Origin of the sequence: Halomonas sp. 1513 (assembly GCA_001971685.1) — a bacterium.
Lineage (GTDB): Bacteria > Pseudomonadota > Gammaproteobacteria > Pseudomonadales > Halomonadaceae > Franzmannia.
The window spans coordinates 1,098,866-1,124,300 of sequence record CP019326.1; the positions used below are offsets into that span (position 1 = coordinate 1,098,866).

24 protein-coding genes are annotated in these 25,435 nt (G+C 66.8%); 17 read left to right on the forward strand and 7 right to left on the reverse strand.

Translation table 11 applies throughout. The annotated features are described in order from the left end of the window. The first annotated feature begins 10 nt into the window (after positions 1 to 10). Entirely contained in the window at positions 11 to 943 is a 933-nt protein-coding gene (locus BWR19_05085; GenBank protein APX92361.1) for a LysR family transcriptional regulator, read from the forward strand. Position 944: 1 nt separating this feature from the next. Here BWR19_05085 and BWR19_05090 read toward each other — a convergent pair whose 3' ends face one another. Beyond that, on the reverse strand, positions 945 to 1,700 hold the full coding sequence (locus BWR19_05090; GenBank protein ID APX92362.1) for an NAD(P)-dependent oxidoreductase: 756 nt from the start codon (positions 1,698 to 1,700) through the stop codon (positions 945 to 947). Positions 1,701 to 1,820: 120 nt separating this feature from the next. Between BWR19_05090 and BWR19_05095 the strand changes: the two genes are divergently transcribed. The 14 genes from BWR19_05095 to BWR19_05160 all read left to right on the forward strand — a co-directional run bounded on the left by BWR19_05095 (position 1,821) and on the right by BWR19_05160 (position 17,176). Then, complete coding sequence (locus BWR19_05095) at positions 1,821 to 2,771, forward strand: DNA-binding transcriptional regulator (protein APX94906.1); 951 nt, start codon at positions 1,821 to 1,823, stop codon at positions 2,769 to 2,771. A gap of 162 nt (positions 2,772 to 2,933) precedes the next feature. Then, positions 2,934 to 4,244 (forward strand): sugar ABC transporter substrate-binding protein, encoded by a 1,311-nt coding sequence (locus BWR19_05100; GenBank protein APX92363.1) that lies wholly within the window; start codon positions 2,934 to 2,936, stop codon positions 4,242 to 4,244. Between the two features lie 67 nt (positions 4,245 to 4,311). After that, on the forward strand, positions 4,312 to 5,199 hold the full coding sequence (locus BWR19_05105; GenBank protein ID APX92364.1) for a sugar ABC transporter permease: 888 nt from the start codon (positions 4,312 to 4,314) through the stop codon (positions 5,197 to 5,199). 14 nt (positions 5,200 to 5,213) lie between these two features. Then, positions 5,214 to 6,032, forward strand: a complete 819-nt coding sequence (locus BWR19_05110) for a sugar ABC transporter permease (GenBank protein ID APX92365.1) — start codon at positions 5,214 to 5,216, stop codon at positions 6,030 to 6,032. Positions 6,033 to 6,045: 13 nt separating this feature from the next. Next, complete coding sequence (locus BWR19_05115; GenBank protein APX92366.1) at positions 6,046 to 7,209, forward strand: ABC transporter; 1,164 nt, start codon at positions 6,046 to 6,048, stop codon at positions 7,207 to 7,209. Beyond that, positions 7,206 to 7,910: a haloacid dehalogenase gene (locus tag BWR19_05120; protein APX92367.1), complete on the forward strand. Its 705-nt coding sequence runs from the start codon at positions 7,206 to 7,208 to the stop codon at positions 7,908 to 7,910. Before BWR19_05115 ends, BWR19_05120 begins: the two co-directional genes overlap by 4 nt. Next, positions 7,910 to 8,698 (forward strand): sorbitol dehydrogenase, encoded by a 789-nt coding sequence (locus BWR19_05125; GenBank protein APX92368.1) that lies wholly within the window; start codon positions 7,910 to 7,912, stop codon positions 8,696 to 8,698. The genes BWR19_05120 and BWR19_05125 overlap by 1 nt, the downstream gene beginning before the upstream one ends. 3 nt (positions 8,699 to 8,701) lie before the next feature. Then, positions 8,702 to 9,655: a carbohydrate kinase gene (locus BWR19_05130; GenBank protein ID APX92369.1), complete on the forward strand. Its 954-nt coding sequence runs from the start codon at positions 8,702 to 8,704 to the stop codon at positions 9,653 to 9,655. Next, positions 9,598 to 10,962, forward strand: a complete 1,365-nt coding sequence (locus BWR19_05135) for a D-tagatose-bisphosphate aldolase, class II, non-catalytic subunit (protein ID APX92370.1) — start codon at positions 9,598 to 9,600, stop codon at positions 10,960 to 10,962. Before BWR19_05130 ends, BWR19_05135 begins: the two co-directional genes overlap by 58 nt. Positions 10,963 to 11,007: 45 nt before the next feature. After that, complete coding sequence (locus BWR19_05140; GenBank protein APX92371.1) at positions 11,008 to 11,628, forward strand: nucleoside/nucleotide kinase family protein; 621 nt, start codon at positions 11,008 to 11,010, stop codon at positions 11,626 to 11,628. 45 nt (positions 11,629 to 11,673) lie between these two features. Next, on the forward strand, positions 11,674 to 13,161 hold the full coding sequence (locus BWR19_05145) for a mannitol dehydrogenase (protein ID APX92372.1): 1,488 nt from the start codon (positions 11,674 to 11,676) through the stop codon (positions 13,159 to 13,161). Next, the gene (locus tag BWR19_05150; protein ID APX92373.1) at positions 13,161 to 14,651 is read left to right on the forward strand and encodes a xylulokinase; all 1,491 of its coding nucleotides are present in this window, start codon (positions 13,161 to 13,163) and stop codon (positions 14,649 to 14,651) included. Before BWR19_05145 ends, BWR19_05150 begins: the two co-directional genes overlap by 1 nt. Positions 14,652 to 14,694: 43 nt before the next feature. Continuing rightward, entirely contained in the window at positions 14,695 to 15,660 is a 966-nt protein-coding gene (locus BWR19_05155) for a transaldolase (GenBank protein APX92374.1), read from the forward strand. 13 nt (positions 15,661 to 15,673) lie between these two features. After that, the gene (locus tag BWR19_05160; protein APX92375.1) at positions 15,674 to 17,176 is read left to right on the forward strand and encodes a mannitol dehydrogenase; all 1,503 of its coding nucleotides are present in this window, start codon (positions 15,674 to 15,676) and stop codon (positions 17,174 to 17,176) included. Here BWR19_05160 and BWR19_05165 read toward each other — a convergent pair. Next, positions 17,146 to 17,457, reverse strand: a complete 312-nt coding sequence (locus tag BWR19_05165) for an NGG1p interacting factor NIF3 (GenBank protein ID APX92376.1) — start codon at positions 17,455 to 17,457, stop codon at positions 17,146 to 17,148. The two genes, BWR19_05160 and BWR19_05165, sit on opposite strands and share 31 nt — an antisense overlap. A 116-nt stretch (positions 17,458 to 17,573) precedes the next feature. On the opposite strand from BWR19_05165, the gene BWR19_05170 reads away from it, so the two are divergent. Then, positions 17,574 to 18,419 (forward strand): aminoglycoside phosphotransferase, encoded by an 846-nt coding sequence (locus BWR19_05170; GenBank protein APX92377.1) that lies wholly within the window; start codon positions 17,574 to 17,576, stop codon positions 18,417 to 18,419. A gap of 4 nt (positions 18,420 to 18,423) precedes the next feature. Here BWR19_05170 and BWR19_05175 read toward each other — a convergent pair whose 3' ends face one another. Genes BWR19_05175 through BWR19_05190 form a run of 4 tightly spaced genes read right to left on the reverse strand, consistent with a single transcriptional unit; the run spans position 18,424 to position 22,113 of the window. Continuing rightward, positions 18,424 to 18,864, reverse strand: a complete 441-nt coding sequence (locus tag BWR19_05175) for a cyanase (GenBank protein ID APX92378.1) — start codon at positions 18,862 to 18,864, stop codon at positions 18,424 to 18,426. Beyond that, positions 18,857 to 19,819, reverse strand: coding sequence for a nitrate/sulfonate/bicarbonate ABC transporter ATP-binding protein (locus BWR19_05180; protein ID APX92379.1), 963 nt, complete (start codon positions 19,817 to 19,819; stop codon positions 18,857 to 18,859). Before BWR19_05180 ends, BWR19_05175 begins: the two co-directional genes overlap by 8 nt. 16 nt (positions 19,820 to 19,835) lie before the next feature. Then, complete coding sequence (locus tag BWR19_05185; GenBank protein ID APX92380.1) at positions 19,836 to 20,693, reverse strand: nitrate ABC transporter, permease protein; 858 nt, start codon at positions 20,691 to 20,693, stop codon at positions 19,836 to 19,838. 4 nt (positions 20,694 to 20,697) lie between these two features. Beyond that, on the reverse strand, positions 20,698 to 22,113 hold the full coding sequence (locus BWR19_05190) for a nitrate ABC transporter substrate-binding protein (GenBank protein ID APX92381.1): 1,416 nt from the start codon (positions 22,111 to 22,113) through the stop codon (positions 20,698 to 20,700). Between the two features lie 291 nt (positions 22,114 to 22,404). On the opposite strand from BWR19_05190, the gene BWR19_05195 reads away from it, so the two are divergent. Then, entirely contained in the window at positions 22,405 to 24,303 is a 1,899-nt protein-coding gene (locus BWR19_05195) for a Fis family transcriptional regulator (GenBank protein APX92382.1), read from the forward strand. On the opposite strand, the gene BWR19_05200 is transcribed toward BWR19_05195, so the two are convergent. Continuing rightward, positions 24,300 to 25,226, reverse strand: coding sequence for an alpha/beta hydrolase (locus BWR19_05200; protein ID APX92383.1), 927 nt, complete (start codon positions 25,224 to 25,226; stop codon positions 24,300 to 24,302). The genes BWR19_05195 and BWR19_05200 overlap by 4 nt on opposite strands. Positions 25,227 to 25,435 lie beyond the last annotated feature (209 nt).

Genomic DNA, 25,435 nt, shown 5'->3' on the forward strand with positions numbered 1-25,435 from the left:
GGGCATGCCGATGAAGGTATCCGCGTCGGATCTCAAGAGCCTCTCGGTGTTTCTGGCGGTGGCCGAGCATCGCGGTTTTGCCGGTGCCCAAACCGCGCTGCACATGAGCCAGTCGGCGGTGAGCTTTCATATCCGCGCGCTGGAGGAGCGGGTCGGCTTCACGGTCTGCCGCCGCGGTCGGCAGGGCTTCGAGCTGACCGAGCGAGGCGCGGTCGTGCATGAGCGAGCCAAGGCGCTGCTCGCCTCGGTGGACGACTTCGACAGCGAGATGAGCGAGCTGCGCAGCTCGGTCTACGGCACGCTGCGCCTGGGAGTGGTGGACAACACGATCATGGACGAGGATCTCGATCTGCAGGGGGTGATCGGCGAGTTCCTGCGCAAGAATCCCCGTGCCAGATTGAACATCACCGTGGGCAGCCCCGACCGCTTGATCGGCGAGATCGCCAACGGCGAAGTGCAGCTGGGTATCCTGCCGGAGACCGCGCAGATGGAAGGGCTCCAGCATCGCCAGGTCTACACCGAGCGGCACGGCGTCTACTGCGCGCGCAGCCATCCTCTATTCAAACGTCAGGCCGAGCAGCTGACGGTAGCGGAGATCGTCAAGCACCCCTTCGTGGTGCGCCCCTACGCCAACCTCCAGGAGCTGCACAGCTTTCCCGAGGCGACGGTAGGCGCCCACGCCTCCAATATGGAGGCCCAGGCGTTGCTGATCCTCAGCGGTCACTTCATCGGTAATCTGCCCCACTACTACGCCGAGCACTGGGTGGCCCGCGGCGAGCTCATGGCGCTGCTACCCGGCGAGATCGAGATCGCCTCGCCGTTCTGCGTGGTGACCCGCGCCGGGAGGCGGCCGTCGCTGATCGTGCGCAACTTCATCCAGGAGCTGGTCTCGCGGCTGTGGCAGCAGTCCCACCTGGCCGACGAGGCCCCTGGCGAGACCTGAGTCACTGCCGCTCGATGCTGAACGGCGACCAGCTCTGGCTGGTGGGCATGATCTCGAGGCGGTTGATATTGATGTGCTCGGGCAGAGTGGCGACGTAGAACACCTGGGCGGCGATATCCTCGGCCTGCAGCGGGTTGGCGCCGTCGTAGAGCGCCTTGGAGGCCTCTTGATCCCCCTTGGAGCGGACCAGCATGAACTCGGTCTCGGCCAGGCCCGGGGCGACGTCGGTGACGCGCACGCCGCTGCCCTTGAGGTCGCAGCGCAGGTTGTAGCTGAACTGCTGCACGAAGGCCTTGGTGGCGCCGTAGACATGGCTGCCCGGGTAGGGGTAGCTGCCGGCCACCGAGCCGATGTTGACGATGCTGGCGCCCTTGCCGGTGGCGATCAGCAGCGGCAGCGCGGCGTGGGTGACGTTGACCAGGCCGGTGATGTTGGTGTCGATCATGGTGTGCCAGTCGTTGAGATCGACGCGCTGGGCCGGTTCCAGGGCCAGCGCCAGGCCGGCATTGTTGACCAGGCAGGTGATCTCGCGCCACCGGGCATCGAGGCCGTCGATGGCGGCTTTTACCGCCTCGGCGTCGCGCACGTCGAGGGTCAGGGTAAGGATATCGACCTTGGCGCCAAGCTCGCTTTCGAGCTCTTCGAGCCGCTCGCTGCGCCGGCCGGTGAGGATCAGCGACCAGCCGGCCTCGGCGAAGCGATAGGCGGTGGCGCGGCCGAAACCGGAGGTGGCGCCGGTGATCAGGGCGATAGGCATGCAGGGCTCCTCATGAGGTGGTGCGCCACAGGGTGTCTGGCACTTTTGGCGCGTTGTGGATATCGATCAGCTTTGTATGATGACAACAACTCCCCCAATGGCCTAGAGGGTAATCGTTCCGTGGACAAGTTCGAGGTAAAGCTGGATCAGGCGGCGCGCGCCGCCTGGATGTCCTACGTCGGCGGCATCACCCAGGACGAGATCGCCAGCCAGCTGGGCGTGTCACGCCCGGGAGTGCAGCGGCTGCTGGCGCTGGCGCGCCAGGAGGGGCTGATCAAGGTGCACATCGACCACCCCATCGCCGCCTGCATGACCCTGGCCAGTGCCATCCGCGAGCGCTTCGGGCTCGACTACTGCGACGTGGTGCCGGCCGAGGCCAGCGCCCCGGAGGGGGCGGCCTACTACCTGGCGGTGGCCGGCGCCGAGCGGGTGGCACGGCTGGTCGAGCGCGGCGAGCCGCTGACCCTGTCGCTGGGCACCGGCCGCTCGGTGCGCGCCACCGTGGAAGCGCTGAGCCGCATCGAGCGCCCCCAGCACCGCTTCGTGTCGCTGGTTGGTAACGTCGCCCGCGACGGCTCCTCCAACCGCTACGACGGGGTGATGGTGCTGGCCGACAAGACCGGTGGCCAGCGTTTCCTGCTGCCCTCGCCGGTGGTGGCAAGCACGGTGGAGGAGAAGGCCTCGCTGCAGCAGCAGCCGCTGTTCCAGGCCATCACCCAGGTCGCCCTGGAGGCCGAGGCGGCGTTCATCGGGGTAGGGCGCATCGACCGTCAGGCCACGCTGTTCCAGGATCACTTCATCTCCGAGGCCGAACTCGACGAACTGCTCGGCATGCAGGCGGTGGGTGAGCTGCTGGGCTGGCCGATGACCGCCGACGGCGAGGTGGTGGAGTGTTCGATCACCCGCCGCGTCACCAGCCTGCCGCTGGAGATGTTTCGCGACCAGCCGATCGTCGCGCTGGCCGGTGGTCGCGAGAAGGCGCCGGCGATTCTCGCCGCGCTGCGCGGCGGCTGGATCAGGGGGCTGGTCACCGATCAACTGGCGGCACGGCATATCGTCGAACAGCTGTGATGCGCCACAGCATGACCAGACCCGCATAAATGCACCCAAAGTATAAGCCTGACGGCTTTGCTTTTTTTGGAAGCGTGAACGATCATTTGATCGATCAATGATCAATTTGATCAAAATGATTTGAGCAGAACAACAATGCCAAGCGTTACCAAGGAGCACTCCATGAAACTCTCCCACGCCTTGCCATTGGCGACCCTGGCGGTAGCGGTTTCCGCCGCGGCCCACGCCCAGGAAATCACCGTCGCCACGGTCAACAACAATGACATGGTGATCATGCAGAGCCTGACCGACGAGTTCGAGCAGGCCCATCCCGGCATCACCCTCAACTGGGTGGTGCTCGAGGAGAACGTGCTGCGTCAGCGTCTGACCACCGACATCGCTACCGGCGGCGGCCAGTTCGACGTGATGACGATTGGCACCTACGAGGCACCGATCTGGGCCGAACGTGGCTGGCTGGTGCCGCTCGATGACCTGCCCGATGAGTATCAGGTCGACGATCTGCTGCGCCCGGTGCGCGACGGCTTGAGCCACGACGGCACCCTGCATGCGCTGCCGTTCTACGGCGAGAGCTCGATGCTCTACTACCGCACCGACCTGTTCGAAGAGCATGGCATCGAGATGCCCGAACAGCCGAGCTGGGACGAGGTCTACGAGTGGGCAGGGCAGATCCACGATCCCGACAATCGCCTCTACGGTATCTGCCTGCGCGGCAAGCCAGGCTGGGGCGAGAACATGGCCTTCGTGTCGACGCTGGTGAATACCTTTGGCGGGCGCTGGTTCGACGAGGACTGGAACCCCGAGCTCAACTCCCCCGAGTGGCAGGCAGCGATCAGCTTTTACGTCGACCTGATGAACAACTACGGCCCGCCGGGGGCCAGCTCCAACGGCTTCAACGAAAACCAGGCGCTGTTCTCCAGCGGCCGCTGCGGCATGTGGATCGACGCCACCTCGGCGGCGGGACGTATCTATGATCCGCGCGAGTCTGACGTCGCCGAGGTGCTGGGCTTCTCCCAGGCGCCGGTGGCCGAAACGCCCAAGGGTTCGCACTGGCTGTGGTCCTGGGCGCTGGCGATTCCGGCTTCTTCGGAAGAACAGGATGCCGCCAAGCAGTTCGTGACCTGGGCCACCTCTCAGGAGTACATCGAGCTGGTTGGCGAGACCGAAGGCTGGACCAGTGTGCCGCCAGGCACCCGTGCCTCGACCTATGAGGACGAGCGCTATATCGAGGCGGCGCCGTTTGCCAGCTTCGTGCTCGAGGCGATGCAGAACGCCGACCCCACCGATTCGACCCTCAAGCCGTCACCCTACACCGGGGTGCAGTTCGTCGGCATTCCCGAGTTCCAGGCCATCGGTACCCAGGTCGGCCAGTCGATCGCCGCGGCACTCACCGGTCAGATGCCGGTCGAGCAGGCCCTGGAGTCGGCACAGCGCAGCGCCGAGCGTGCCATGCGTCAGGCAGGCTACTACGACTGATCGTCTGTCCTGAGTCGGCCGGGGCTCCCCGGCCGACCTTCGTCTCTCAATCCCGAGTGGTAACACCATGCGTACTCGAGCTTCCGGGCGAACCGTAGGCGGCCTGCGTAGCCTGTCGCTGCAGGCGCCCGCCGTCACCCTGCTGCTGATCTGGATGCTGATACCACTGGGCATGACCCTATGGTTCTCCTTCCAGCGCTACAACCTGATGATGCCGGGCATGGAGCAGTTCGCCGGCCTGGAAAACTATGAATATCTGCTCAGCGACCCGGCCCTGTGGCGGGCGATGGGCAACACCCTGGTGCTGGTCGGCTCGGTGCTGGCGATCTCGGTGATCGGCGGCACCCTGCTGGCGGTGCTCTACCAACAGGAGTTCTTCGGCCGCGGCGTGGCTCGCGTGCTGGCGATCTCGCCCTTCTTCATCATGCCCACGGTCAGCGCGCTGATCTGGCAGAACATGATGATGCACCCGGTCAATGGCGTGCTGGCCTGGTTCCTGGGGCTGTTCGGGCTGCCGGCGATCGACTGGTTCTCCTCCTTCCCGCTGTTGTCGATCATCATCATCGTCGCCTGGCAGTGGCTGCCGTTCGCGCTGCTGATCCTGCTCACCGCGATGCAGTCGCTGGACGACGACCAGGTCGAGGCGGCACGCATGGACGGCGCCGGCCCGCTGGCAGTGTTCTTCTTCATCACGCTGCCGCACCTCAAACGCGCCATCAGCGTGGTGATCATGATCCAGATGATCTTCCTGCTGACCATCTTCGCCGAGATCTACGTCACCACCTCGGGTGGACCGGGGCTTGCCACCACCAACCTGGCGTACCTGATCTATATCCGCGCGCTGCTGGAATTCGACGTGGGGGGTGCCTCCGCCGGCGGGGTCATCGCCATCATCCTGGCCAATATCGTGGCGATCTTCCTGATCCGCATGGTCGCGAAGAACCTCGAAGACTAGCCGAAGGAGCCCTCATGAATACCTCACGTCTACAGCGTTTTGTCCTGGCCGTGCTGGCCTGGAGCATCACCTTCGTGATCTTCTTCCCGATCCTGTGGATGATCCTCACCGGCTTCAAGACCGAGGCCCAGGCGATCGCCGACCCGACGCTGTTCTTCACGCCGACGCTGGACAGCTACGCCGCCGTGCAGGGCCGCGCCGATTATTTCCACTTCGCCTATAACAGCGTCTACGTCGCCTTCGGCTCGACCCTGCTGGCGCTGATCATCGGCATCCCGGCGGCCTACTCAATGGCCTTCCTGCCCACCAAGCGCACCAAGGGCACCATGCTATGGATGCTCTCCACCAAGATGCTGCCGCCGGTGGGCGTGCTGGTGCCGATCTACCTGATCTTCCGCGACCTGGGCATGCTCGACACGCGTATCGGCCTGACCGTCATCTATACCCTGATGAACCTGCCGATCGTGATCTGGATGCTCTACACCTTCTTCAAGGACCTGCCCAAGGACATCCTCGAGGCGGGGCGCATGGACGGTGCCAGTACCACTCAGGAAATGCTCTACCTGCTGATCCCGCTGACCCTGCCGGGGATTGCCTCCACCGGCCTGCTGTCGGTGATCCTGAGCTGGAACGAGGCCTTCTGGAGCCTCAACCTCACCAGTTCGCGAGCGGCTCCCCTGACCGCCTATATCGCTTCCTTCTCCAGTCCCGAAGGCCTGTTTTGGGCCAAGCTGTCGGCGGCCTCGACCATGGCGGTCGCGCCGATCCTGATCTTCGGCTGGCTCACCCAGAAACAGATGGTACGCGGCCTGACCTTCGGCGCCGTCAAGTAACAGGACCCTGACTATGGCTACCTTACAGATCAAGCAAGTCGTCAAGCGCTTCGACGACACCGAGGTGCTCAAGGGCATCGACCTGGAGGTCAACGACCGTGAATTCGTGGTCTTCGTTGGCCCCTCGGGCTGCGGCAAGTCGACCCTGCTGCGGATCATCGCCGGACTCGAGAGTGCCACCTCCGGCGATCTGCTCATCGACGGCGAGCGCATCAACGAGGTCGGGCCCGCCGACCGCGGCCTGGCGATGGTGTTCCAGAGCTATGCGCTCTACCCGCACATGACCGTCGAGGACAACATGGGCTTCAGCCTGCGTCTGGCCGGGGTAGGCAAGCAGGCGCGGCGCGACAAGGTGCTCGAAGCGGCGCGCATCCTGCAGCTCGAGCCGCTGCTCGACCGCAAGCCGAAGGCGCTCTCCGGCGGCCAGCGCCAGCGGGTGGCGATCGGCCGCGCCATCGTACGCAACCCAAGCATCTTCCTGTTCGACGAGCCGCTCTCCAACCTCGACGCGGCGCTGCGGGTACAGATGCGTATCGAGCTGGCACGGCTGCATGAAGAGCTCGACGCCACCATGATCTACGTCACCCACGACCAGATCGAAGCCATGACCATGGCCGACAAGATCGTGGTGCTGCAGGGCGGCGTGGTGGAGCAGGTCGGTTCGCCGATGGAGCTCTATCACCATCCCTGCAACCGCTTCGTGGCGGGGTTCATCGGCTCGCCGAAGATGAATTTCCTGCCGGTCACGGCTCAGGCGGTGTCTGCCAGCGGGGTGCGCGTGGCGCTGCCCGGGGGCGGCACCAGCGAGGTGGCGGTGAACGGCGAGGGGGCCCAGGCAGGCGATGCACTGGAGCTGGGCATTCGCCCCGAGCATCTGCTGCTCGACGACCAGGGGCCGCTGTCAGGGCAGATCAAGGTCATCGAGCGGCTGGGCGGCCAGACCTCGCTCTACGTCGAGATGGACGACGGCATCATCACCATCACCGCCGACGGCGACGTCACCTATCGTGTCAACCAGCGGGTGAACTTCGGTTTCGAACCCTCGCGGGCACACCTGTTCGACGCCCAGGGCCTGGCCCTGGCGAGCCTGGCGCGTCACCCGCTCTCGGGGCTGGTGCGCCAGGACAGCCGCGAACGGTCTGAGAATAATCGCGAGCGCCCCGAGGGTAGCCCATGAGGCCGACGCCGACCCTGATCTTCGACTGTGACGGCGTGCTGGTCGACAGCGAGGCGATCGCCGAGGCGACACTGATTGAGCTGCTCGGCGAGTGGCTGCCCGACCTGCACGCCGAGAGCGAGCTGCGCCAGGCGCTGGGCATGACCACCGCCAATATCCTGCGCCATCTTGAGGCACACAGCCGCCATCGGTTGCCTGCCGATGCCACCCAGCGGGTCGATAGCACCATCGAGGCGCGCCTGGCCGAGGAGCTGCAGGCCATGCCCGGCGTCGCGGCGGCCATCGGCGCCATCCCGCTGCCCAAGGCGGTGGTCTCCAACAGCCGCCGCCAGCGGGTAGTGGCGTCGCTTGCCTGTACTGGGCTGGATGCCTTGCTCGCCGAGGCGCCGATCTTCACGGCCGATGAGGTCGAGCATCCCAAGCCCGATCCCGCTCTCTACCGGCTGGCCGCTATGCGGCTGGGCGTGGCGGCCGATGAGTGCCTGGTAATCGAGGACAGCGTCGCCGGTGTTACTGCGGCCCATGCCGCCGGCATGACCGTGGTGGGCTTCACCGGCGCCAGTCATATCGAAGCGGGGCAGGCGGCGCGGCTGGAGGCCGCCGGCGCCTGGCGGGTGATCGACCATATGCAGCATCTAGCCGAGCTGGTGAGCGACTGGCGGAGTGCCGGGCTGAGCCTGCCTTCAAGGAGAAGCAAGTGATGAAACTCAATGACAAGGTGGCCGTGATCACCGGCGGTGCCCGCGGCATCGGCCTGGCCATCGCCCAGGGCTACCTGGCCCAGGGCGCCAAGCTGGTCATCGCCGATATCGACCAGCGCGCCATCGATGCGGCACTGACGACCCTCGATGCCGATGGCCAGAGCGCGGGACGTCTGATGGGCGTGCGCCTCGACGTCTGCGATATACAGGCCATCGAGGCCATGGTGGCACAGGTCAGCGAGCGCTTCGGCGGCATCGATATCCTGGTCAACAATGCCGCGCTGTTCGACATGCAGCCGGTACTCGAGGTGACCGAAGCCAGCTACGACAAGCAGTTCAACGTCAACGTCAAGGGCCTGTTCTTCACCCTTCAGGCAGTGGCCAGGGCGATGGTCGCCCGCGGCCAGGGTGGGGCGATCATCAATATGTCGTCCCAGGCCGGGCGCCGCGGCGAGGCATTGGTGAGCACGTATTGTGCCACCAAGGCGGCGGTGATCAGCCTCACCCAGTCCTGTGCGCTGGATCTGATCAAGCACGGCATTCGCGTCAACGGCATCGCCCCCGGGGTGGTCGACACGCCAATGTGGGCGGAGGTCGATGCGCTGTTCGCCCGCTATGAAGGGCGCCCGCTGGGCGAGAAGAAGCGCCTGGTCGGCGAGGCGGTGCCCTATGGCCGCATGGGGCGCCCCGAGGACTACGTCGGTCCGGCGCTGTTCCTGGCCTGCGACGACAGCGAGTACGTGGTAGCGCAGACCTTGAACGTCGACGGCGGCAACTGGATGAGCTGAGCCATGTTCGATATCACCACCAGCGGCGAGCTGCTCGCCGAGTTCATGGCCGAGGCCCGCGACCAGCGTTTCGACGCCACCGGCCGCTTCCATGGCCCCTTTGCCAGCGGCGCCCCGGCGATCTTCGCCTCCCAGGCGGCACGCATGGGCGCGAGGGTCGCCTATGCCGGACGCGTGGGTGACGACGGCTTCGGCGACCTGATCGTCGCCCGCCTGCGCGAGGACGGCATCGATGTTGGCGCCGTGCAGCGCGATCTCGAGCGTCCCACCGGCAGCGCCTTCGTCAGCTACCAGGCCGACGGCAGCCGCCGCTTCATCTTCAACCTGGCGCACAGCGCCGCCGGCCAGCAGACCCTCGACGACGATCAGCTGGAGCGACTGGCGGCATGCCGCTACTGCCACGTGATGGGCTCGTCGCTGTCGTCGCCGGCGGCCATCGCCATCGTGCGACGGCTGGTGGCGCGGGTCAGGGCCAACGGCGGGCAGATCAGCTTTGACCCCAATGTGCGCGATGAGCTGATCGAGCGTCCCGGCGTACGCGAGGCGCTGCTCGAGCTCGTCGCCGGCTGCGATATCTTCCTGCCCAGCGATGCCGACCTCGAATGGCTGGCCGCTGCCGGCGAGGACGCCGAACGAACCGCACAGCGGCTGCTGAGCGAGCAGCGCATGTCGCTGCTGGTGCTCAAGCGTGCTGCCGAGGGCTGTGTCGCCTACCGCGACGGCGAGCGCCTCGAAGTGCCCGGCCTTAGCGTCGAGGAGGTCGACCCCACCGGCGCCGGTGACTGCTTCGGCGGGGCGCTGATCGCCGCCCTGGCCGCCGGCTGCGAGCTTCACCAGGCACTGCGGCTGGCTAATGCCGCCGGCGCCCATGCAGTGACCGTGCTGGGGCCGATGGAGGGCTGCAGCGATCTTGCCACCCTGGAGCAGCGGCTCGCCGCTGCAGGAGAGACGCAGTGAGTCATCCTCTCGACGAGATCGTGGCCGCCAACCGGCGCGGCGAGATGTGCGGCATTCCCTCGGTGTGCTCGGCCCACCCGCTGGTGCTCGAGGCCGCCATCGAGCGAGCCCAGGCCGATGCCACGCCGCTGCTGGTCGAGGCGACCTGCAACCAGGTCAATCAGCAGGGCGGCTACACCGGCATGACGCCGGCCGACTTGCGCGACCGGGTGCTGGCCCTGGCGGCACGGCGAGGCTTGCCCGAGGCGCAGCTGATCCTCGGCGGCGACCATCTGGGGCCGTCGCCGTGGCAGGCCGAGTCCGCCGAGGCGGCCATGGCCAAGGCCGAAGCGATGGTGGCCGCCTACGCCGCGGCCGGTTTCACCAAGCTGCATCTCGACGCCAGCATGCCCTGCGCCGATGACCCGCCGGCGCTCGACGATGCCACGGTGGCGGCCCGGGCCGCGCGCCTGGCGCGTGCCGCCGAACAGGCAGCCGGAGAGCGGCGTGACCGGCTGCGCTATGTGATCGGTACCGAAGTGCCGGTGCCCGGCGGTGCCCAGGAACACCTCGACAGCCTTGCCGTGACCGGCACCGACGAGCTGCAGCGGACCCTCGAGACCCATCGCCAGGTGTTTGCCGCCCATGGGCTGAGCGAGGCCTGGCAGCGCGTGCGAGGGGTAGTGGTGCAGCCCGGGGTGGAGTTCGGCCATACCGAGGTGATCGACTTCGTGCCGGCCGCCGCCGCTGAGCTGAGCGCCGCCATCCACGCCTGGCCCAACCTGGTGTTCGAGGCCCACTCCACCGATTACCAGACGCCGCGCGCCTACCGCGAGCTGGTGAAGGGCCACTTCGCGATTCTAAAGGTGGGGCCGGCGCTGACCTTCGCCCTGCGCGAGGCGCTGTTCGCCCTCGACCATATTGCCCTGGAAGCGCCGGCGGTGGCGTGGAAGACGCCGCTGCGCGAAACCCTGGAGGTGGCCATGCGCGTCGAGCCGCGCTACTGGCAGGCCTACTACGAGGGGAGTGCCGACGAGCAGCGCTTCGCCCGTCGCTACAGCCTCAGCGACCGCAGCCGCTACTACTGGGCGCAGCCCGAGGTGGCCGCTGCGGTCGAGGCGCTGTTCGACGCGCTCGACGCGGCAGCGATACCGCCGACGCTGATCAGCCAGTACCTGCCGCAGCAGTATCAGGCGATCCGCCGCGCTGAGCTGACCGCCGATGCCCGCGCGCTGGTGCGCCACCATATCGACCGCACCTTGGGGGCCTACGCCGAGGCCTGCGTGCCCCCCGATCTGCGCATCGATGGCGGTTACACGGCGAACTAGGCGCGCCATCATGGGCCTTCGTTGATTTGCAAAGGAGAGCTCCACGTGAGCCAAGAACTGCATGCCATTGCCCAGCGCATCATCGCCGCCGCGGCGGATGCCGAGCGCTTCGTGGTCGCCCTTGCCGGCCCGCCGGGGGCCGGTAAGTCGACGCTGTCGGAGCAGCTGTGGCAGGCCATCGATGCCGAGCTGTCCGGCCAGGTGGTGGTGGTGCCGATGGATGGCTACCACTTCGACAACGCGGTGCTGGGCGCCGAGCAGGTCCCGTTCAAGGGCGCGCCACACACCTTCGACATCGCTGGCCTGCATGCCGACCTGCTGCGCATTCGCCGCGCCGACGCAGCGGTCGCGGTGCCGGTCTTCGACCGCCCACTGGACCTGGCCCGGGCCGGTGGGCGCATCGTCGCGCTGGAACACCGCATCATCCTGGTCGAGGGCAACTACCTTCTCCTCGACCAGGCGCCGTGGTGCGATCTGGCGCCGCTGTTCGACCTCAGCGTGATGCTAGAGGTCGACGACGACGAGCTCGAGCGACGTCTGGTGGAGCGCTGGCGGGGCATGGGCCAGGGCCCGCAGGCCGCACTCGACAAGGCGCGCAACAAGGACATGCTGAATGCCCGGCTGGTCAAGCGGCACTCGCGAACCCCCGACCTGGTCTGGCGCTGACGCCGGGCCCTGGCGGGCCGAATACTCTTGCACTGGAGACACGCCATGACACCCCTCGACTCCACCACGCTGCCCAGCCTGCCCGCCGAGGTGGCCCGCCCGTGCTACGCTCGCGGTGCCGTCACGGCGGGGATCGTGCATATCGGCGTGGGGGGCTTTCACCGCGCCCACCAGGCGATGTACCTGGATAGCTTGATGAACCAGGGCGAGGCCCTTGACTGGGGCATCGTCGGAGTCGGTGTAATGCCCGGCGATAAGCGCATGCAGCAGGCGCTGGCGGCCCAGGATCATCTCTATACCCTGGTGGTCAAGCATCCTGATGGCCGCTACGAGCCGCGGGTCATCGGCAGCATGATCGACTACTTGTTTGCGCCGGACGACCCCGAGGCGGTGATTGAGCGCATGGCCGACCCGGCGATCCGCATCGTCTCGTTGACCGTCACCGAGGGCGGCTACAACTTCCACCCGGTGAGCGGTGAGTTCGACCTCGACAACCCCCAGGTGCGTGCCGACCTCGCCGCGCCGAGCCGGCCGAGCACGACCTTCGGCCTGGTGGTGGAAGCGCTGGTGCGGCGTCGTGCCCGGGGCATCGCCCCGTTCACGGTGATGTCCTGCGACAATATCCAGGCCAACGGCGATGTCGCCAAGCGCATGTTCAGCGCCTATGCCGGGACTCGGGACGCTGAACTGGGCGAGTGGCTGGCCGCCGAGGTGGCGTTTCCCAACTCGATGGTCGACCGCATCACCCCGGTGACCGCTCAGGCCGACATCGACGAACTGGCCGCGCGCTTCGCCGTCAGCGACGCCTGGCCGGTGGTCTGCGAGCCTTTCACCCAGTGGGTACTGGAGGATCACTTCGGCGCCGGGCGGCCGGCCTTCGAGCGGGCCGGGGTGCAGGTGGTCGAGGACGTCGAGCCCTACGAGCTGATGAAGCTGCGGCTGCTCAACGCCAGTCACCAGGCGCTGTGCTATTTCGGCTGCCTGGCCGGCTACCGCTACGCCCACGAGGTGTGCCAGGACCCGCTGTTCGTCGAGTTCTTGCTCACCTATATGCGTGAGGAGGGCAGTCCCACCCTGGCCCCGGTGCCCGGGGTCGACCTCGAGCAGTATCGCCTGACGCTGATCGAGCGCTTCGCCAATCCGCAGATCAAGGACACCCTGGCGCGGCTGTGCGCAGAGAGCTCCGACCGCATCCCCAAGTGGCTGGTGCCGGTGATCCGCGAGCAGCTGGCCCGCGGCGGCGAAATCCGCCTCAGCGCGGCGGTGGTGGCGAGCTGGGCACGCTACGCCGAGGGCATAGACGAACAGGGCCGGCCCATCGAGGTGGTGGATCGTCTCAAGCAGCCACTGATGGCCTTGGCACAGCGTAACCGCGAGCAGCCGACCGCCTTTATCGAGAATCCCGAGCTGTTCGGTGACCTCGCTGAGCAGCCACGCTTCCGGGAAGCCTATCTTGCCAGTCTGGCATCGCTGCATGAACGCGGTGCACGCGCTACCCTCGAGGCACTGGTTCAGTGGATAGGGACGGCATGATGTATATCGGGGTGGATTGCGGCACTCAGAGCACCAAGGTGGTGGTGGTCGACGTCGAGCGAGGCACGATCCTCGCCGAGGCCAGCCGGCCGCATTCGCTGATCGAGGGCGACCACGGCCGCCGCGAGCAGGATCCCGGTGAGTGGGTGTCGGCGCTGCGCGGCGCCCTGGGCGAGGCGCTGTGCCAGGCGGCCATCGACCCGCTGGCGGTGCGTGCCATCGGCGTCTCCGGCCAGCAGCACGGGCTGGTGGCGCTGGACGACCAGGGCGAGCCGGTCTATCCGGCCAAGCTGTGGTGCGATACCGAGACCGCCGCACACAATGCCGCCCTGGTCGAACAACTGGGCGGCGAGGCTGGCTGCCTCGACAAGCTCGGCCTGGTGCTGCAGACCGGCTATACCGCATCCAAGCTGGCCTGGCTGCGCGAGCGTGAGCCGGCGGCGTACCGACGCATCGAGAGCCTGCTGCTGCCCCACGACTATCTCAACTTCTGGCTCACCGGCGAGCGGGTCACCGAGGCCGGCGACGCCTCGGGTACCGGCTACTTCGACACCCGGGCGCGCGGTTGGCGCGAGGATGTGTTCGCCGCCATTGCCCCCGAACTCGACCACGCGCGGGTGCTGCCGCGCATCATCGAGGCCAGCGAGCCGGCCGGCACGCTGCGCCCGGCGCTGGCGCGCGAGCTCGGCCTGTCGCCGGAGGTGCTGGTATCGAGCGGCGGCGGCGACAACATGCTCGGTGCCATCGGCACCGGCAATATCACCCCGGGGCTGGTGACCATGAGCCTGGGCACCTCGGGTACGCTGTGTGCCTACTCACCGGCGCCGGTGATCGCCGACAGTGCCATGGTCGCCAACTTCTGCTCGAGCACCGGTGGCTGGCTGCCATTGATCTGCACCATGAACGTGACCTCGGCCACCACCCGGGTGCGCGAGCTGTTCGGCCTCGATCTTGCCACCTTCGGCGAGCGCATAGCCAGCGCCCCGGTGGGTGCCGAGGGCGTGACCGTGCTGCCGTTCTTCAACGGCGAACGGGTGCCGATGCTGCCGGAAGCCACGGCGAGCTTCCTCGGCTTGAGCGGTGCCAACGTCACCCAGGCCAACCTGTGCCGTGCGGTGATGGAGGGGGCGACCTTCGGCCTGCGCTATGGCCTCGACCTGTTCGGCTCGCTGGCCGAGGGGGCCAGCCAGATCCGCCTGATCGGCGGCGGCGCCAAGAGCCCGGTATGGCGGCAGATGGTCGCCGACGTTACCGCCACACCGGTGATCTGCCCCGAGGTCACCGATGCCGCGGCGCTGGGTGCCGCTCTGCAGGCGGCATGGTGCCACCAGCATGCCCACGGGGTGACGCTGGAGGCGCTGTGCGCGCGGCTGGTGCATCTCGACGCCGGTTCGCTGGCCGAGCCCGAACCGGGCGCGGTGGCGGCCTATCGCGAGGTTTATGCGCGCTACCACCGGGCGCTGGCAGAGCGCCACGCCCTGGCGCCTTGAGCCGCCGTCACTTTCGTTACTTTTTTACTAGGAGCGCTATCACATGACGTCCACGAGCCAACTCGACCAGCTCAAACGCCACTCGTTAGTGGTCGCCGACACCGGCGATCTCGAGGCGATCCGCCGCTACCAGCCCCACGATGCCACTACCAATCCCTCGCTGCTGCTCAAGGCCTGCGCGCTGCCCGGCTACCAGGAACTGATCGATGCCGAACTGGCGGCGGTCAAGGCAGAGGCGGTCGCCCACGATATACGCCTGGCGCATGCCGTGGATCGCCTGGCGGTGGCGATCGGCAGCGAGATCAGCGGGCTGGTGCCGGGCCGCGTCTCCACCGAGGTGGCGGCGCGGCTGTCGTTCGACGAAGAGGCCAGCGTGCGCAAGGCCCACGAGCTGATCGAGCTGTATGAGCGCCGCGGCGTGGGTCGCGACCGCATCTTGATCAAGCTGGCCTCGACCTGGGAGGGCATTCGCGCCGCCGAGCGGCTGGAGCGTGAGGGCATACAGTGCAACCTGACCCTGCTGTTCAGCGATGCTCAAGCCCAGGCCTGCTTCGACGCCGGGGTATTCCTGGTCTCGCCCTTCGTGGGGCGGGTCACCGATTGGTACAAGAAGGAAACCGGCCGCGACTATGCACCCGAGGAGGATCCCGGGGTGCAGTTCGTACGCGGCGTTTGTGAGCGGGCCAATCGCGGCGGCTATGAGACGGTGGTAATGGGCGCGAGCTTCCGCACTACCGGCCAGGTGCTGGCGCTGGCCGGCTGCCCGCGGCTTACCATCTCGCCGGCGCTGCTCGAGGACCTGGCGGCAAGCGACGGCGAGGTGGCGCCCAAGGTGTCGATGCAGCCCGCCGCCAATGCGGCGCCCAGTCGCAAACTGGATGAGGTTGCGTTCCGTTGGGGCCATAACCAGGACGCCATGGCCAACGACAAGCTGGCCGAAGGGATTCGCCGCTTCGACGAGGATCAGCGTACGCTGGAGGAGAAGCTCGCCCAGCGGCTGGGAGGGTGACCGGGAGACGCCGATGGGGGTATCGCTTTGCCAGAATGCGCTCGCTTGTCTTCATCACCGGGTGACGGTGCCGGCCTATGATCGCCGTAGGCTGGCACCGGGCATACTCCATATTGGGCTCGGCAATTTTCACCGCTCGCACATGGCGATGTACTTGGAGCGGCTGTTCGAGCGTGGGGAGGCCCTGGACTGGGGAATCGTCGGATCCGGGGTCATGCCGGCGGATGTCACGATGCGGCGGCGTCTGCAGCAGCAGGATTGGCTGTCTACCATCGTCGACCTCGAGCCGGGAGCGATCTCGGCTCGGGTCGTCGGCGCCATGGTCGACTTCGTGCCCGTCGACGCCAGGGCCATTACCCAGGCGCTATCTGATCAGCGCATCCGTATCGTCTCACTGACCATCACCGAGGGCGGTTACTTTCTCGAACCGGCGACGGGCCGCTTCGATGCCGACCATCCGCGAATCCTGGCCGACGCCGCCGCCCCGGCTCACCCGACGACCGTCTTTGGCATGATCGTACGGGCGCTGGCCGAGCGTCGGGCCAAGGGCTATCCGCCCTTCACTGTGCTCTGCTGTGACAATCTCCCCGGCAATGGCGATGTGACCCGTCGCGCGGTGGTGGGCATGGCGCAGCTCATCGACCCCGAGCTGGCTGGATGGATCAGCCGCGAGGTGGCGTTCCCCAACTCGATGGTCGACTGCATCACGCCGCGCACGACCCAGCGGGAGCGGGCCCTGGTAAGGCGTCGCTTCGGCATCGAGGATGCCGCCCCGGTAGTGTGTGAGCCCGTCCGGCAGTGGATCGTCGAGGAGCGCTTCAGCGCCGGTCGCCCGCCACTGGAGCGGGTTGGGGTGCAATTCGTCGATGACGTTTCTCACTACGAGACGATGAAGCTGAGGATTCTCAACGCAGGGCATGCCAGCATCGCCTACGTCGCCGCGCTGCTGGGGCATCGCCATGTGCATGACGCCGTGGCAGATGCGGATATCCGCCGCTGGCTCCTGGCCCTGCAGCACAGGGAGATCATTCCCGCCTTGAAGGTGGTCGACGCTGTGGCATACCCGAGGTATCTGGAGAGCGTGATGACGCGCTTCGGCAATGCCGAGATCTGTGACACCGTTACCAGGCTATGCGCCAACGGCTCGACGCGGCAGCCGAAGTTCATCCTGCCGGCCATTCGCGATGCACTGAATCTGGGATTGCCCATCGACGGGCTGGCGCTGGAACTGGCGCTGTGGTGCCACTACTGCCGGGTGGCCGGCGAGGCGTCGCAGGTTCCGATGATCTCGGACCCGCTGGCGCTGCGGCTTAAAGCAGAGGCGCGTAAGGCAGTGCGCGATCCTCAGGCCTTTCTGACGATCCGTGAGGTGTTTCACGAGTTGGCCGACACGCCCAGGCTATCGGCCGCTTTCGCCGGCTGGCTCGCGCTGATCGAGACACAGGGCGTGCGTGGGGCGATCAGAACTTACGCTGGCCAGGGCGCTCAGAGCTCCTCCAGCCGCCACACGTCGTAGGCCGGCTCCTCGTAGGGGTGGGCTAGCTTGAGGGCGGCCACGGCGGCCTGAATCACGCCGTCCGCGCAGACCAGCTCGACCTTGAGCTCCTCGACGTGCTCCAGCTCGCCGACCGCGCCGATATGCGGGTCGGCGCCGTCCAGCGGCCTGAACTGGCCGCGGCCGCGGGTCTCGAAGCAGCACGCCTCGTAGTCGCCGATGCGCCCGGCGCCGGTCTCGAACACCGCCTCCTTGACCGTCTCGGCGGCGTCCAGCGGGACGAAGAATGCCAGTTTGTACATGCTCTCGCTCCTCTCGGATGTCTTGCGCCCCTTGTGCCATAGCCGTGGGCGCTTTGCCAGTCGGGGGGGCGGTCATGGCAGGATGGGGCCAGGCGACACCATCAGGGGAGGGCATCATGGAGGCATCGCTGGAGGAACTGCTGGCGTCGCTGGCGCTGACGCCGCGGGGCAAGCTTCAGGCCATGTCGGGGGGCGACATCGCTGCGGTCTACCGGCTCGACACCGAGCAGGGCGCGGTGGTGGTCAAGCGCGATGACGCGGCGCGTCTGGCCGGCGAGGCCGATGGCCTCGAGGCGCTGCGCGCCGCCAACAGCGGCCTGGTGGTCCCCGAGGTGCTGGGTCAGGCGGGCGAGTGGTTGGTAATGGAGGCGCTGCACGCCGCTCGGGGCGGCGCCGGCGATGCCAGGGCGCTGGGCCAGGGGCTGCGGGCACTGCATGCGCACAGCGCAGCCGAGCACGGCTGGCCGCGCGACAACGCCTGCGGGCTGACCCCTCAGCCCAACGCGCCGTTGAGCGACGGGCGGGCGTTTCAGCGCCAGCGGCGCCTGCTGCCGCTGGCCGCCGCCTGCCATGAGCGCGGCCTGCTGGGCGCCGGCCTGCGTCGGCGCATCGAGACCCAGGCCGAAGGCTTGGAGTGCTGGCTGCCGGATGCCCCGGCCAGCCTGCTGCACGGCGACCTGTGGAGCGGCAACGTGCTGTATACCCCGCGCGGGCCGGCGCTGATCGATCCGGCGGTATATCGCCACTACCCGGAGGTCGACCTGGCCATGCTGACGCTGTTCGGCGCTCCCGGGGAGGCCTTCTTCGAGGCCTACTGGAACGGCGACGCCCCGGCCGACTGGCCGAGGCGTGAGGCGCTGTTCCAGCTCTATCCGCTGCTCAACCACCTGCTGCTGTTCGGCGCTGGCTATCGCGGCGCGGTTGAGCGGGCGGTGGCGCGGGTCGAGACCTATCAGGACTAGCTGTTTACCAAGACCTATAGGGCAGGAACTTGCCGTTGAGCGTCAGCAGTACCCGGTCGCCCTTGGGATCCTCGACCTTGTCGACCTCCATGGTGAAGTCGATGGCGCTCATGATGCCGTCGCCGAACTTCTCCTGGACCACGTCCTTGAGGGTTTCGCCGTAGACGCCTACGACTTCATAGAGGCGATAGACGAAGGGATCCTGGGGGATCGCCTCGTCCCAGGCCTTGGTGGGAAAGGCCTTGAGCGCGTCGGCCGCCTCGCTGTCGACGCCGAGCACGTCGCAGAGCTTGTGGGCGACCTCGTGGCTGGCACTGTTCATGCCGTAGCAGGCCGAGGCGACCCATACCGGTGACATGCCGACGGCGCTGCCGATCGCGTCCCAGCTGAGCTGTTTGCGCGCCTTGGCGGCGAGCAGGGTGTGGCGCATTTCGAGCTTATCCATGATGCGTCTCCTTGGGAGTGAAGCTGACCAGGGTGTCGTGGGTGGTGTCGGCATCCGCGGCACGGCCGTCGGAAGCCGAGGGGCTGTCGGCCGCGGTCGAGGCGCGCTCGACCGGGTTGACCGATTCGGGGTAGTGCAATCCGCGCCGGTCGAGATCGGCGGTGCGCAGCTCGCCGGAGCGGTTCACCAGGAAATCCACCAGGTAGTTGCGGATGGTGTAGAAGTGCGGATGCTTGACGATCTCGCCGCGCTGGCGCGGCCGCGGCAGGTCGATCTCGACGGCCTCGGCGATACGCGCCTCGGGGCCGTTGGTCATCAGGAAGATGCGATCGGCGAGCAGGATCGCCTCGTCGACGTCGTGGGTGATCATGAACACCGTCTGCTGATCCTGGCTCCAGATCTTGATCAGCTCGTCCTGGATCACCCCGCGGGTCAGGGCGTCCAGCGCCCCGAACGGCTCGTCGAGCAGCAGCAGCTTGGGCTTGGTGGCGAAGGCGCGGGCGATACTCACCCGCTGGCGCATGCCGCCGGAGAGCTGCGCCGGCTTGCGGTTCACCACGTCCTTGAGGCCGACCATCTCGAGATAGGCGAGGCTATGCTCGGTGACCTTGGCATCGCTCCACTCCTTCCAGCGGGCGCGCACGCCGAAGCGCACGTTCTCCAGCGCCGACAGCCACGGCAGCAGGCTGTAGTTCTGGAACACCACGCCGCGCTCGAGGCCCGGGCCGTCGATCTCCTTGCCCTCCATGACCAGGGCGCCGTCGCTGAACTGATCGAGGCCGGCCAGGGCGTTCATGATCGTCGACTTGCCGCAGCCGGAGTGGCCGATGATGCAGACGAACTCGCCTTTCTCGAGCTGGAAGCTGACGTTCTCGAACACCGTCAGGTCGTCGCCGTCCCGGGCGCCGGGAAAGCGCTTGGCGGCTTGTTGGACTTCTACGAAGGCGTGACTCATGTCTCTCTCCTCAAGGTTATTCCTGGTAGGCGACCAGCTTGGCGACGGCCCCGAGGGCCAGGTCGAGCAGCATGCCCACCACGCCGATCAGCAGGATCGAGAAGATCACGCTGGTCAGGTCGAGGTTGTTCCACTCGTTCCACACGTAGTAGCCAATGCCGGTGCCCCCGACGAGCATCTCGGCGGCGACGATCACCAGCCAGGCGATACCGATGGAGATGCGCATGCCGGTGAGAATGGTCGGTGCCGCGGCCGGCAGGATCACCTGGAAGGCGGTCTTGAGCGGCGACAGCTCATGGGTGCGCGCGACGTTGACCCAGTCCTGCCTGACCCCGGCCACACCGAAGGCGGTATTCAGCAGCATCGGCCAGATCGAGCAGATGAAGATCACGAAGATCGCCGAGGCCTGGGCGTCGCGGATGATGAACAGCGCCAGCGGCATCCAGGCCAGCGGCGAGATGGGGCGCAGCACCTGGATAAAGGGGTTGAGCGCCTTGTAGGCCAGCGGCGACATGCCGATCAGAAAGCCGATGGGGATCGCGATCAGCGCCGCGGCGAAGTAGCCGGTCAGCACCCGGAACAGCGAATAGCCGAGCTGGATGCCGATACCCTTGTCGTTGGGGCCGGCATCGTAGAACGGATCCGACAGCTGCTCCCAGGCGCGCACCACGATCGCCGAGGGCGGCGGCACGCTGGCGGTTTCGTCGGCGCCGGCCATCAGCTGCTCGTACTCGCTGAGTTCGCCGCCGCCGCCCAGAATCGGCGCGCGGTTGAGGCCCTCCCACAGGCCGACGAACAGCGCCAGCAGCAGTACGGCAAGGATGCCGGCGCGGACGTTGAGGCTGAAGTTCCACTCGGTGGTCGTGCGGTCCATGAGATTAGCTCCTGCGAATGTCGAAGCTGTCGAGATAGGCTTCGGGGTCGGTGTAGTCGAAGGTCTTGCCCATGATCTGGTAGTTGCGCGAGGTCTCTTCGGGAGCGTCGTAGCCCAGCTCGCGCATCACCTCGCCGGCCTCGCTGGCCAGGAACACATCGCGGGCCACCTGCTGGTAGTCGACGTCGCCGTCGATATAGCCCCAGCGTTTCATCTGGGTCAGGATCCACACCGCCATGGAGTGCCAGGGGAAGGGGTCGAAATCGATGCGGTCGGGGACGTCGCGTACCTCGCCCAGGCCGTCGGCGAAACGCCCGGTCAGGACCTGCTCGATGACGTTGACCGGCTGGTTGAGGTAGTTGGTGGGGGCAATGGCCTCGGCGATCTCGGAGCGGTTGGCAGGGTCCGAGGAGTACTGGGTGGCGTCGATGATCGCCCGCAGCAGCGCGCCGTAGGTATTGGGGTTTTCGCGGGCGAAGGTGGCGCTGGTGGCGAAGGCGCAGCACGGATGACCGTCCCAGATCTCCTGGGTCAGCAGGTGGATGAAGCCGATGCGCTCGTAGACCGCCCGCTGGTTGAAGGGGTCCGGTGACAGGAAGCCGTCGATGTTGCCGGCGCGCAGGTTGGCGACCATCTCGGGCGGCGGGATGACGCGGATCTGGATGTCCTGGTCGGGGTCGAGGCCGTGTTCGGCGACGTAGTAGCGCAGCAGGAAGTTGTGCATCGAGTACTCGAAGGGCACGCCGAAGGTGAAGCCCTTCCACTGCTGCGGGTCGCGCTTGTCCTGGTGGTCGAGGTGCAGCACGATCGCCTGGCCGTTGATGTTCTCGATGGCCGGGGTAATGAAGGAGCGGCGACTGGAGCCGGCGCCGAGGCTCATCGCCAGCGGCATCGGTGACAGCATGTGCGCGGCATCGAAGGTATCGTTGAGCGAGTTGTCGCGGATCAGCGCCCAGCCGGCGGTCTTGATCACGTTGACGTCGAGGCCATAGCGCTCATAGAAGCCCATTGGGTGGGCCATGATGATCGGCGTGGCGCAGGTGATGGGAATGAAGCCGACGTCCAGTTCGGTCTTCTCCAGCGGGCCGAGATCTTCCTTGACCGCCGCCTTGATGGCATCCATGGGGAACAGGCTGGCCAGCGCGGCGGCCACGGTACCGCCGCCGACCAGTTTCATGAACTGGCGGCGATGCATGTCGCTATGGCCGAACATGCCGCGCACCAGCGCGCTCTCGACCACGCGATCCATCATCTCCTCGCTGTTGGCCGGCAGCGCCGCGTCACGCTTGGCGCCATCGGCGGCGAGGCGTGCCGCGGCGTCGTGGCGGCAGTCGTGGCAGTCGCAGTGGCGGCCATGAATCAGCGACTGGCGATGGTCGAAGGGGTTGCCCAGACTGTTGTGGTCGTTGTGATCGCTCATGTTGTTATTCACCTCACGGAAGCAGTGGGACGTCGGGGTGCGCCGCGGTGGTGCAGTAGCGGGAGTCACGGCGACGCTGGGATAATCAATGCCAGCCCCGTGCCAGTTGCCGTCAGGAGGCGGATAGTCTTTTTTATTCAAGGGGTTGGCGGTTCTGCATGGCGGCCGTGAGGGGGCGGTCGGCAGTCACGAAATCTCGTGAGCTACGATATTTCGTTGGTTTTTATACGAAATGTCGTGACTGGCGCGGGTTTTGTATGACCTAGGGCATGTGCCATTGAGGAGCCCGCCATGCCCCCTGTACCGCCCCTGCATCAGCGCGTCTTCCTGCAGTCGCCCCAGGCCATGCTGGTGATCGATCCAGTGACCGATCACCTGCTGGAGGCCAATCCTGCCGCCAGCCGCCTGCTGGGCGGTGACGCCGAGGCGCTGGCAAGCCGTCCAGTCAGCCATTTCCTGGGGGCCTCGCTGCCGCTGTGGGTGAGCTTTACCGACGAGGTGCTGACCCGCTCGCCGGGCTGGTCGGATGACCTGGTGGTGCTCGACCTGGCGCGTCAGCCGCACCACGTCGAGGTGTTCGGCCAGCGCCTCGACGACGGCCAGACGCTGCTGCTGACCCTGACCGACCGCGACCAGGCCGAGCAGCGCCGCGCCAAGGCCGACCTGCGCCGCCAGCACCGCCGCGGCCACGTCGGCTGGGAGCGGGTCGAACAGGTCTTCGAGCGTATCGAGCGCCAGAATCAGCTGATCCTGGGCGCCGCCGGGGAGGGCATCTACGGCCTCGACGCCGAGGGCAAGACCACCTTCGTCAATCCTGCCGCCGAGCGCATCCTGGGCTGGAGCAGCGACGACATGGTCGGCCACGATGCCCACCTGATGTTTCACCACACCCACGCCGACGGTAGCCACTTTCCGGTGCAGCAGTGTCCTATCCACGCCTCGTTCAGCGATGGCCAGGTGCACCGCGTCGACGACGAGGTGTTCTGGCACAAGAACGGTGAGGCGATCCCGGTGGAATACACCAGCACGCCGATCTTCGAGATGGGGCGGCTGGTGGGGGCGGTGGTGCTGTTCCGCGATATTCGCGAGCGCAAGCGCGCCGAGCAGCAACTGCGCGACGCGCTGGCCGAAGTCGAGTCGCTCAAGCAGCGTCTCGAGCTCGAGAACCAGTACCTGCAGGAGGAGATCAAGGCCGAGCTCAACCACCGCGAGATCGTCGGCGAGAGCCCCGCGGTGGCGCAGCTGATTCGCCAGATCGCGCTGGTCGCGCCCACCGATGCCAACGTCCTGATCAGCGGCGAGTCGGGCACCGGCAAGGAGCTGATCGCCCGCGCCATTCACGTCGGCAGCGAGCGCAGCGACCGGCCGCTGATTCGCGTCAACTGCGCGGCGATTCCCCACGACCTGTTCGAGAGCGAGTTCTTCGGCCATGTGAAGGGCGCCTTCACCGGCGCCGTCAGCGACCGGCCGGGGCGCTTCGAGCTGGCCGATGGCGGCACCCTGTTCCTCGACGAGGTGGGCGAAATCCCGCTGGCGCTGCAGAGCAAGCTGCTGCGGGTGCTGCAGGACCAGCAGTTCGAGCGGATTGGCGGCAATCGCACCCGCGAGGTGGATGTGCGGGTGATCGCCGCCACCAACCGCGATCTGGGCGAGATGATCGAGGCCGGCGAGTTTCGCGAGGACCTCTATTTCCGCCTCAATGTCTTCCCGATCGAATCGGTGCCGTTGCGCAGCCGCATTGAGGACGTGCCGCTGCTGGCCCGGCATTTCCTGCAGCGCGCCTGCCAGAAGTTCAACAAGCCGGGGGTGAGGATCCCGCCGGCCCAGCTGCAGATCCTGCAGCGCTACCCCTGGCCGGGTAACATTCGTGAACTGGAGAACGTCATCGAACGCCAGGTGATCGTTACCCAGGATCGCCGCCTGATGTTCGACGACCTGCTGCTGGGAGAGCCGCCGAGTCCTCACCGTGAGCCAAGCGAGCCGGCGACTAGCGAGGCTGACGCCAGCGCGCCGCTGCCCGAGCAGGAGTTCTGCCGCCGCCAGCGCGACAACGCCATCGCCGCCCTGCAGCGCTGTGGTGGCAAGGTATCCGGCCGCGATGGCGCCGCCGAGCTGCTGGGGCTCAGACCCACCACGCTATTCTCTCGGTTGCGCAAGTGGGGGGTGGAGCCGCGGGACTTTCGCCGTTAGTCGATACCCTTCAGCCGGCTTGTCCGTTTCAACCCGGCGGCCAGGCGCTGCCACCAGGAGCGCCGGGGGAGCGGCAGCGGTTGCCGGTGTGGGCGGGTGAGAAACTCGGCGATGGGCGCGACCTGGCTATCGCGGTCGAGCATCGGTGCGTGTCCGCAGCCGTGTACTTCCAGGGTAACCAGGGCGGGTTGAGCGTTGGCCATCTTCACCAGGCTCTCGGCATCCAGCAATGGCGAGTCGGCACCGCGTATCACCATCAGCGGGCACTGGATGGCTCGCCAGTCTGCCCAGGTGTCCCGGGGTGTGTCGTGGATGAATTGCTCACCGATTCGCGGATCGTAGTGGTAGGTCCAGCTGCCGTCGGGCAGGCGTCGGGCGCTGCCCAGTGCCAGCCGGCGCCAGGCATCGTCGCCCTCGATGCCGAAGCCGACATAGTGGCTGCGCAGCTCCCTCTCTAACTGATTGAAGGTGGCGAAGTGGTGCGGCCTGCCGAAATAGAGCGCCAGTTGCGCCAGGCCGTCGGTATTTAATTCGGGACCCACGTCGTTGAGCACCAGCCGTTCGATGCGATGTGCGCTCTCGGCGTCGGCTGCCAGCAGCATACCCAGCAGTCCCCCCATGGAGGTGCCGACCCAAGGCACTTTCTCCAGTTCGAAGTGATCTAGCACGGCCAGTGCCACTGACTGGTAGCGGCGATAGAGATAGTCCTGGGCGGGAATGGGCGACCAGCTCGAAAACCCGCGGCCCGGGGTGTCTGGGGCCAGGATCCGCCACTCAGGGCCAAGAGAGCGGGCAAAGCCTTCGAAATCGCCGCCGTGGCGTGCCAGGCCATGCCAGGCGACCACGGTTCTCGGTGCGTTGGGGTGCCAGATGCGAACTGCTATTTCCAAGCTTCCCAGCGGAACCAGCTCCAGGGCATCCATCTCAGCCTCCGTCATAGCAGCTGTGCTGCTCTGCAGCATAGCCTGTTGTACCTGCCTTGGCTCTATTGGCGGGAAGCAATGTAACCCTGGCTAAGGCTAGTACATATATGGCGGTGGCCATCATTCATCGCAAGCTAATTGACCTTATCCTCAGAAACCGGTGCATCGGCAGTGCTGGACCGATGCTTGACCTCAATCTTAGTTTAGGT

What these genes read in the sequence shown, in the direction of transcription:
- BWR19_05105 (APX92364.1), top strand. Translation starts at nt 4,312, where the DNA reads ATGCGTACTCGAGCTTCCGGGCGAACCGTAGGCGGCCTGCGTAGCCTG.
- BWR19_05200 (APX92383.1), bottom strand. Translation starts at nt 25,226, where the DNA reads ATGGATGCCCTGGAGCTGGTTCCGCTGGGAAGCTTGGAAATAGCAGTT.
- BWR19_05110 (APX92365.1), top strand. Translation starts at nt 5,214, where the DNA reads ATGAATACCTCACGTCTACAGCGTTTTGTCCTGGCCGTGCTGGCCTGG.
- BWR19_05165 (APX92376.1), bottom strand. Translation starts at nt 17,457, where the DNA reads ATGTACAAACTGGCATTCTTCGTCCCGCTGGACGCCGCCGAGACGGTC.
- BWR19_05175 (APX92378.1), bottom strand. Translation starts at nt 18,864, where the DNA reads ATGGATAAGCTCGAAATGCGCCACACCCTGCTCGCCGCCAAGGCGCGC.
- BWR19_05100 (APX92363.1), top strand. Translation starts at nt 2,934, where the DNA reads ATGAAACTCTCCCACGCCTTGCCATTGGCGACCCTGGCGGTAGCGGTT.
- BWR19_05090 (APX92362.1), bottom strand. Translation starts at nt 1,700, where the DNA reads ATGCCTATCGCCCTGATCACCGGCGCCACCTCCGGTTTCGGCCGCGCC.
- BWR19_05195 (APX92382.1), top strand. Translation starts at nt 22,405, where the DNA reads ATGCCCCCTGTACCGCCCCTGCATCAGCGCGTCTTCCTGCAGTCGCCC.
- BWR19_05125 (APX92368.1), top strand. Translation starts at nt 7,910, where the DNA reads ATGAAACTCAATGACAAGGTGGCCGTGATCACCGGCGGTGCCCGCGGC.
- BWR19_05190 (APX92381.1), bottom strand. Translation starts at nt 22,113, where the DNA reads ATGAGCGATCACAACGACCACAACAGTCTGGGCAACCCCTTCGACCAT.
- BWR19_05120 (APX92367.1), top strand. Translation starts at nt 7,206, where the DNA reads ATGAGGCCGACGCCGACCCTGATCTTCGACTGTGACGGCGTGCTGGTC.
- BWR19_05145 (APX92372.1), top strand. Translation starts at nt 11,674, where the DNA reads ATGACACCCCTCGACTCCACCACGCTGCCCAGCCTGCCCGCCGAGGTG.
- BWR19_05170 (APX92377.1), top strand. Translation starts at nt 17,574, where the DNA reads ATGGAGGCATCGCTGGAGGAACTGCTGGCGTCGCTGGCGCTGACGCCG.
- BWR19_05180 (APX92379.1), bottom strand. Translation starts at nt 19,819, where the DNA reads ATGAGTCACGCCTTCGTAGAAGTCCAACAAGCCGCCAAGCGCTTTCCC.
- BWR19_05150 (APX92373.1), top strand. Translation starts at nt 13,161, where the DNA reads ATGTATATCGGGGTGGATTGCGGCACTCAGAGCACCAAGGTGGTGGTG.
- BWR19_05185 (APX92380.1), bottom strand. Translation starts at nt 20,693, where the DNA reads ATGGACCGCACGACCACCGAGTGGAACTTCAGCCTCAACGTCCGCGCC.
- BWR19_05155 (APX92374.1), top strand. Translation starts at nt 14,695, where the DNA reads ATGACGTCCACGAGCCAACTCGACCAGCTCAAACGCCACTCGTTAGTG.
- BWR19_05115 (APX92366.1), top strand. Translation starts at nt 6,046, where the DNA reads ATGGCTACCTTACAGATCAAGCAAGTCGTCAAGCGCTTCGACGACACC.
- BWR19_05160 (APX92375.1), top strand. Translation starts at nt 15,674, where the DNA reads ATGGGGGTATCGCTTTGCCAGAATGCGCTCGCTTGTCTTCATCACCGG.
- BWR19_05130 (APX92369.1), top strand. Translation starts at nt 8,702, where the DNA reads ATGTTCGATATCACCACCAGCGGCGAGCTGCTCGCCGAGTTCATGGCC.
- BWR19_05085 (APX92361.1), top strand. Translation starts at nt 11, where the DNA reads ATGAAGGTATCCGCGTCGGATCTCAAGAGCCTCTCGGTGTTTCTGGCG.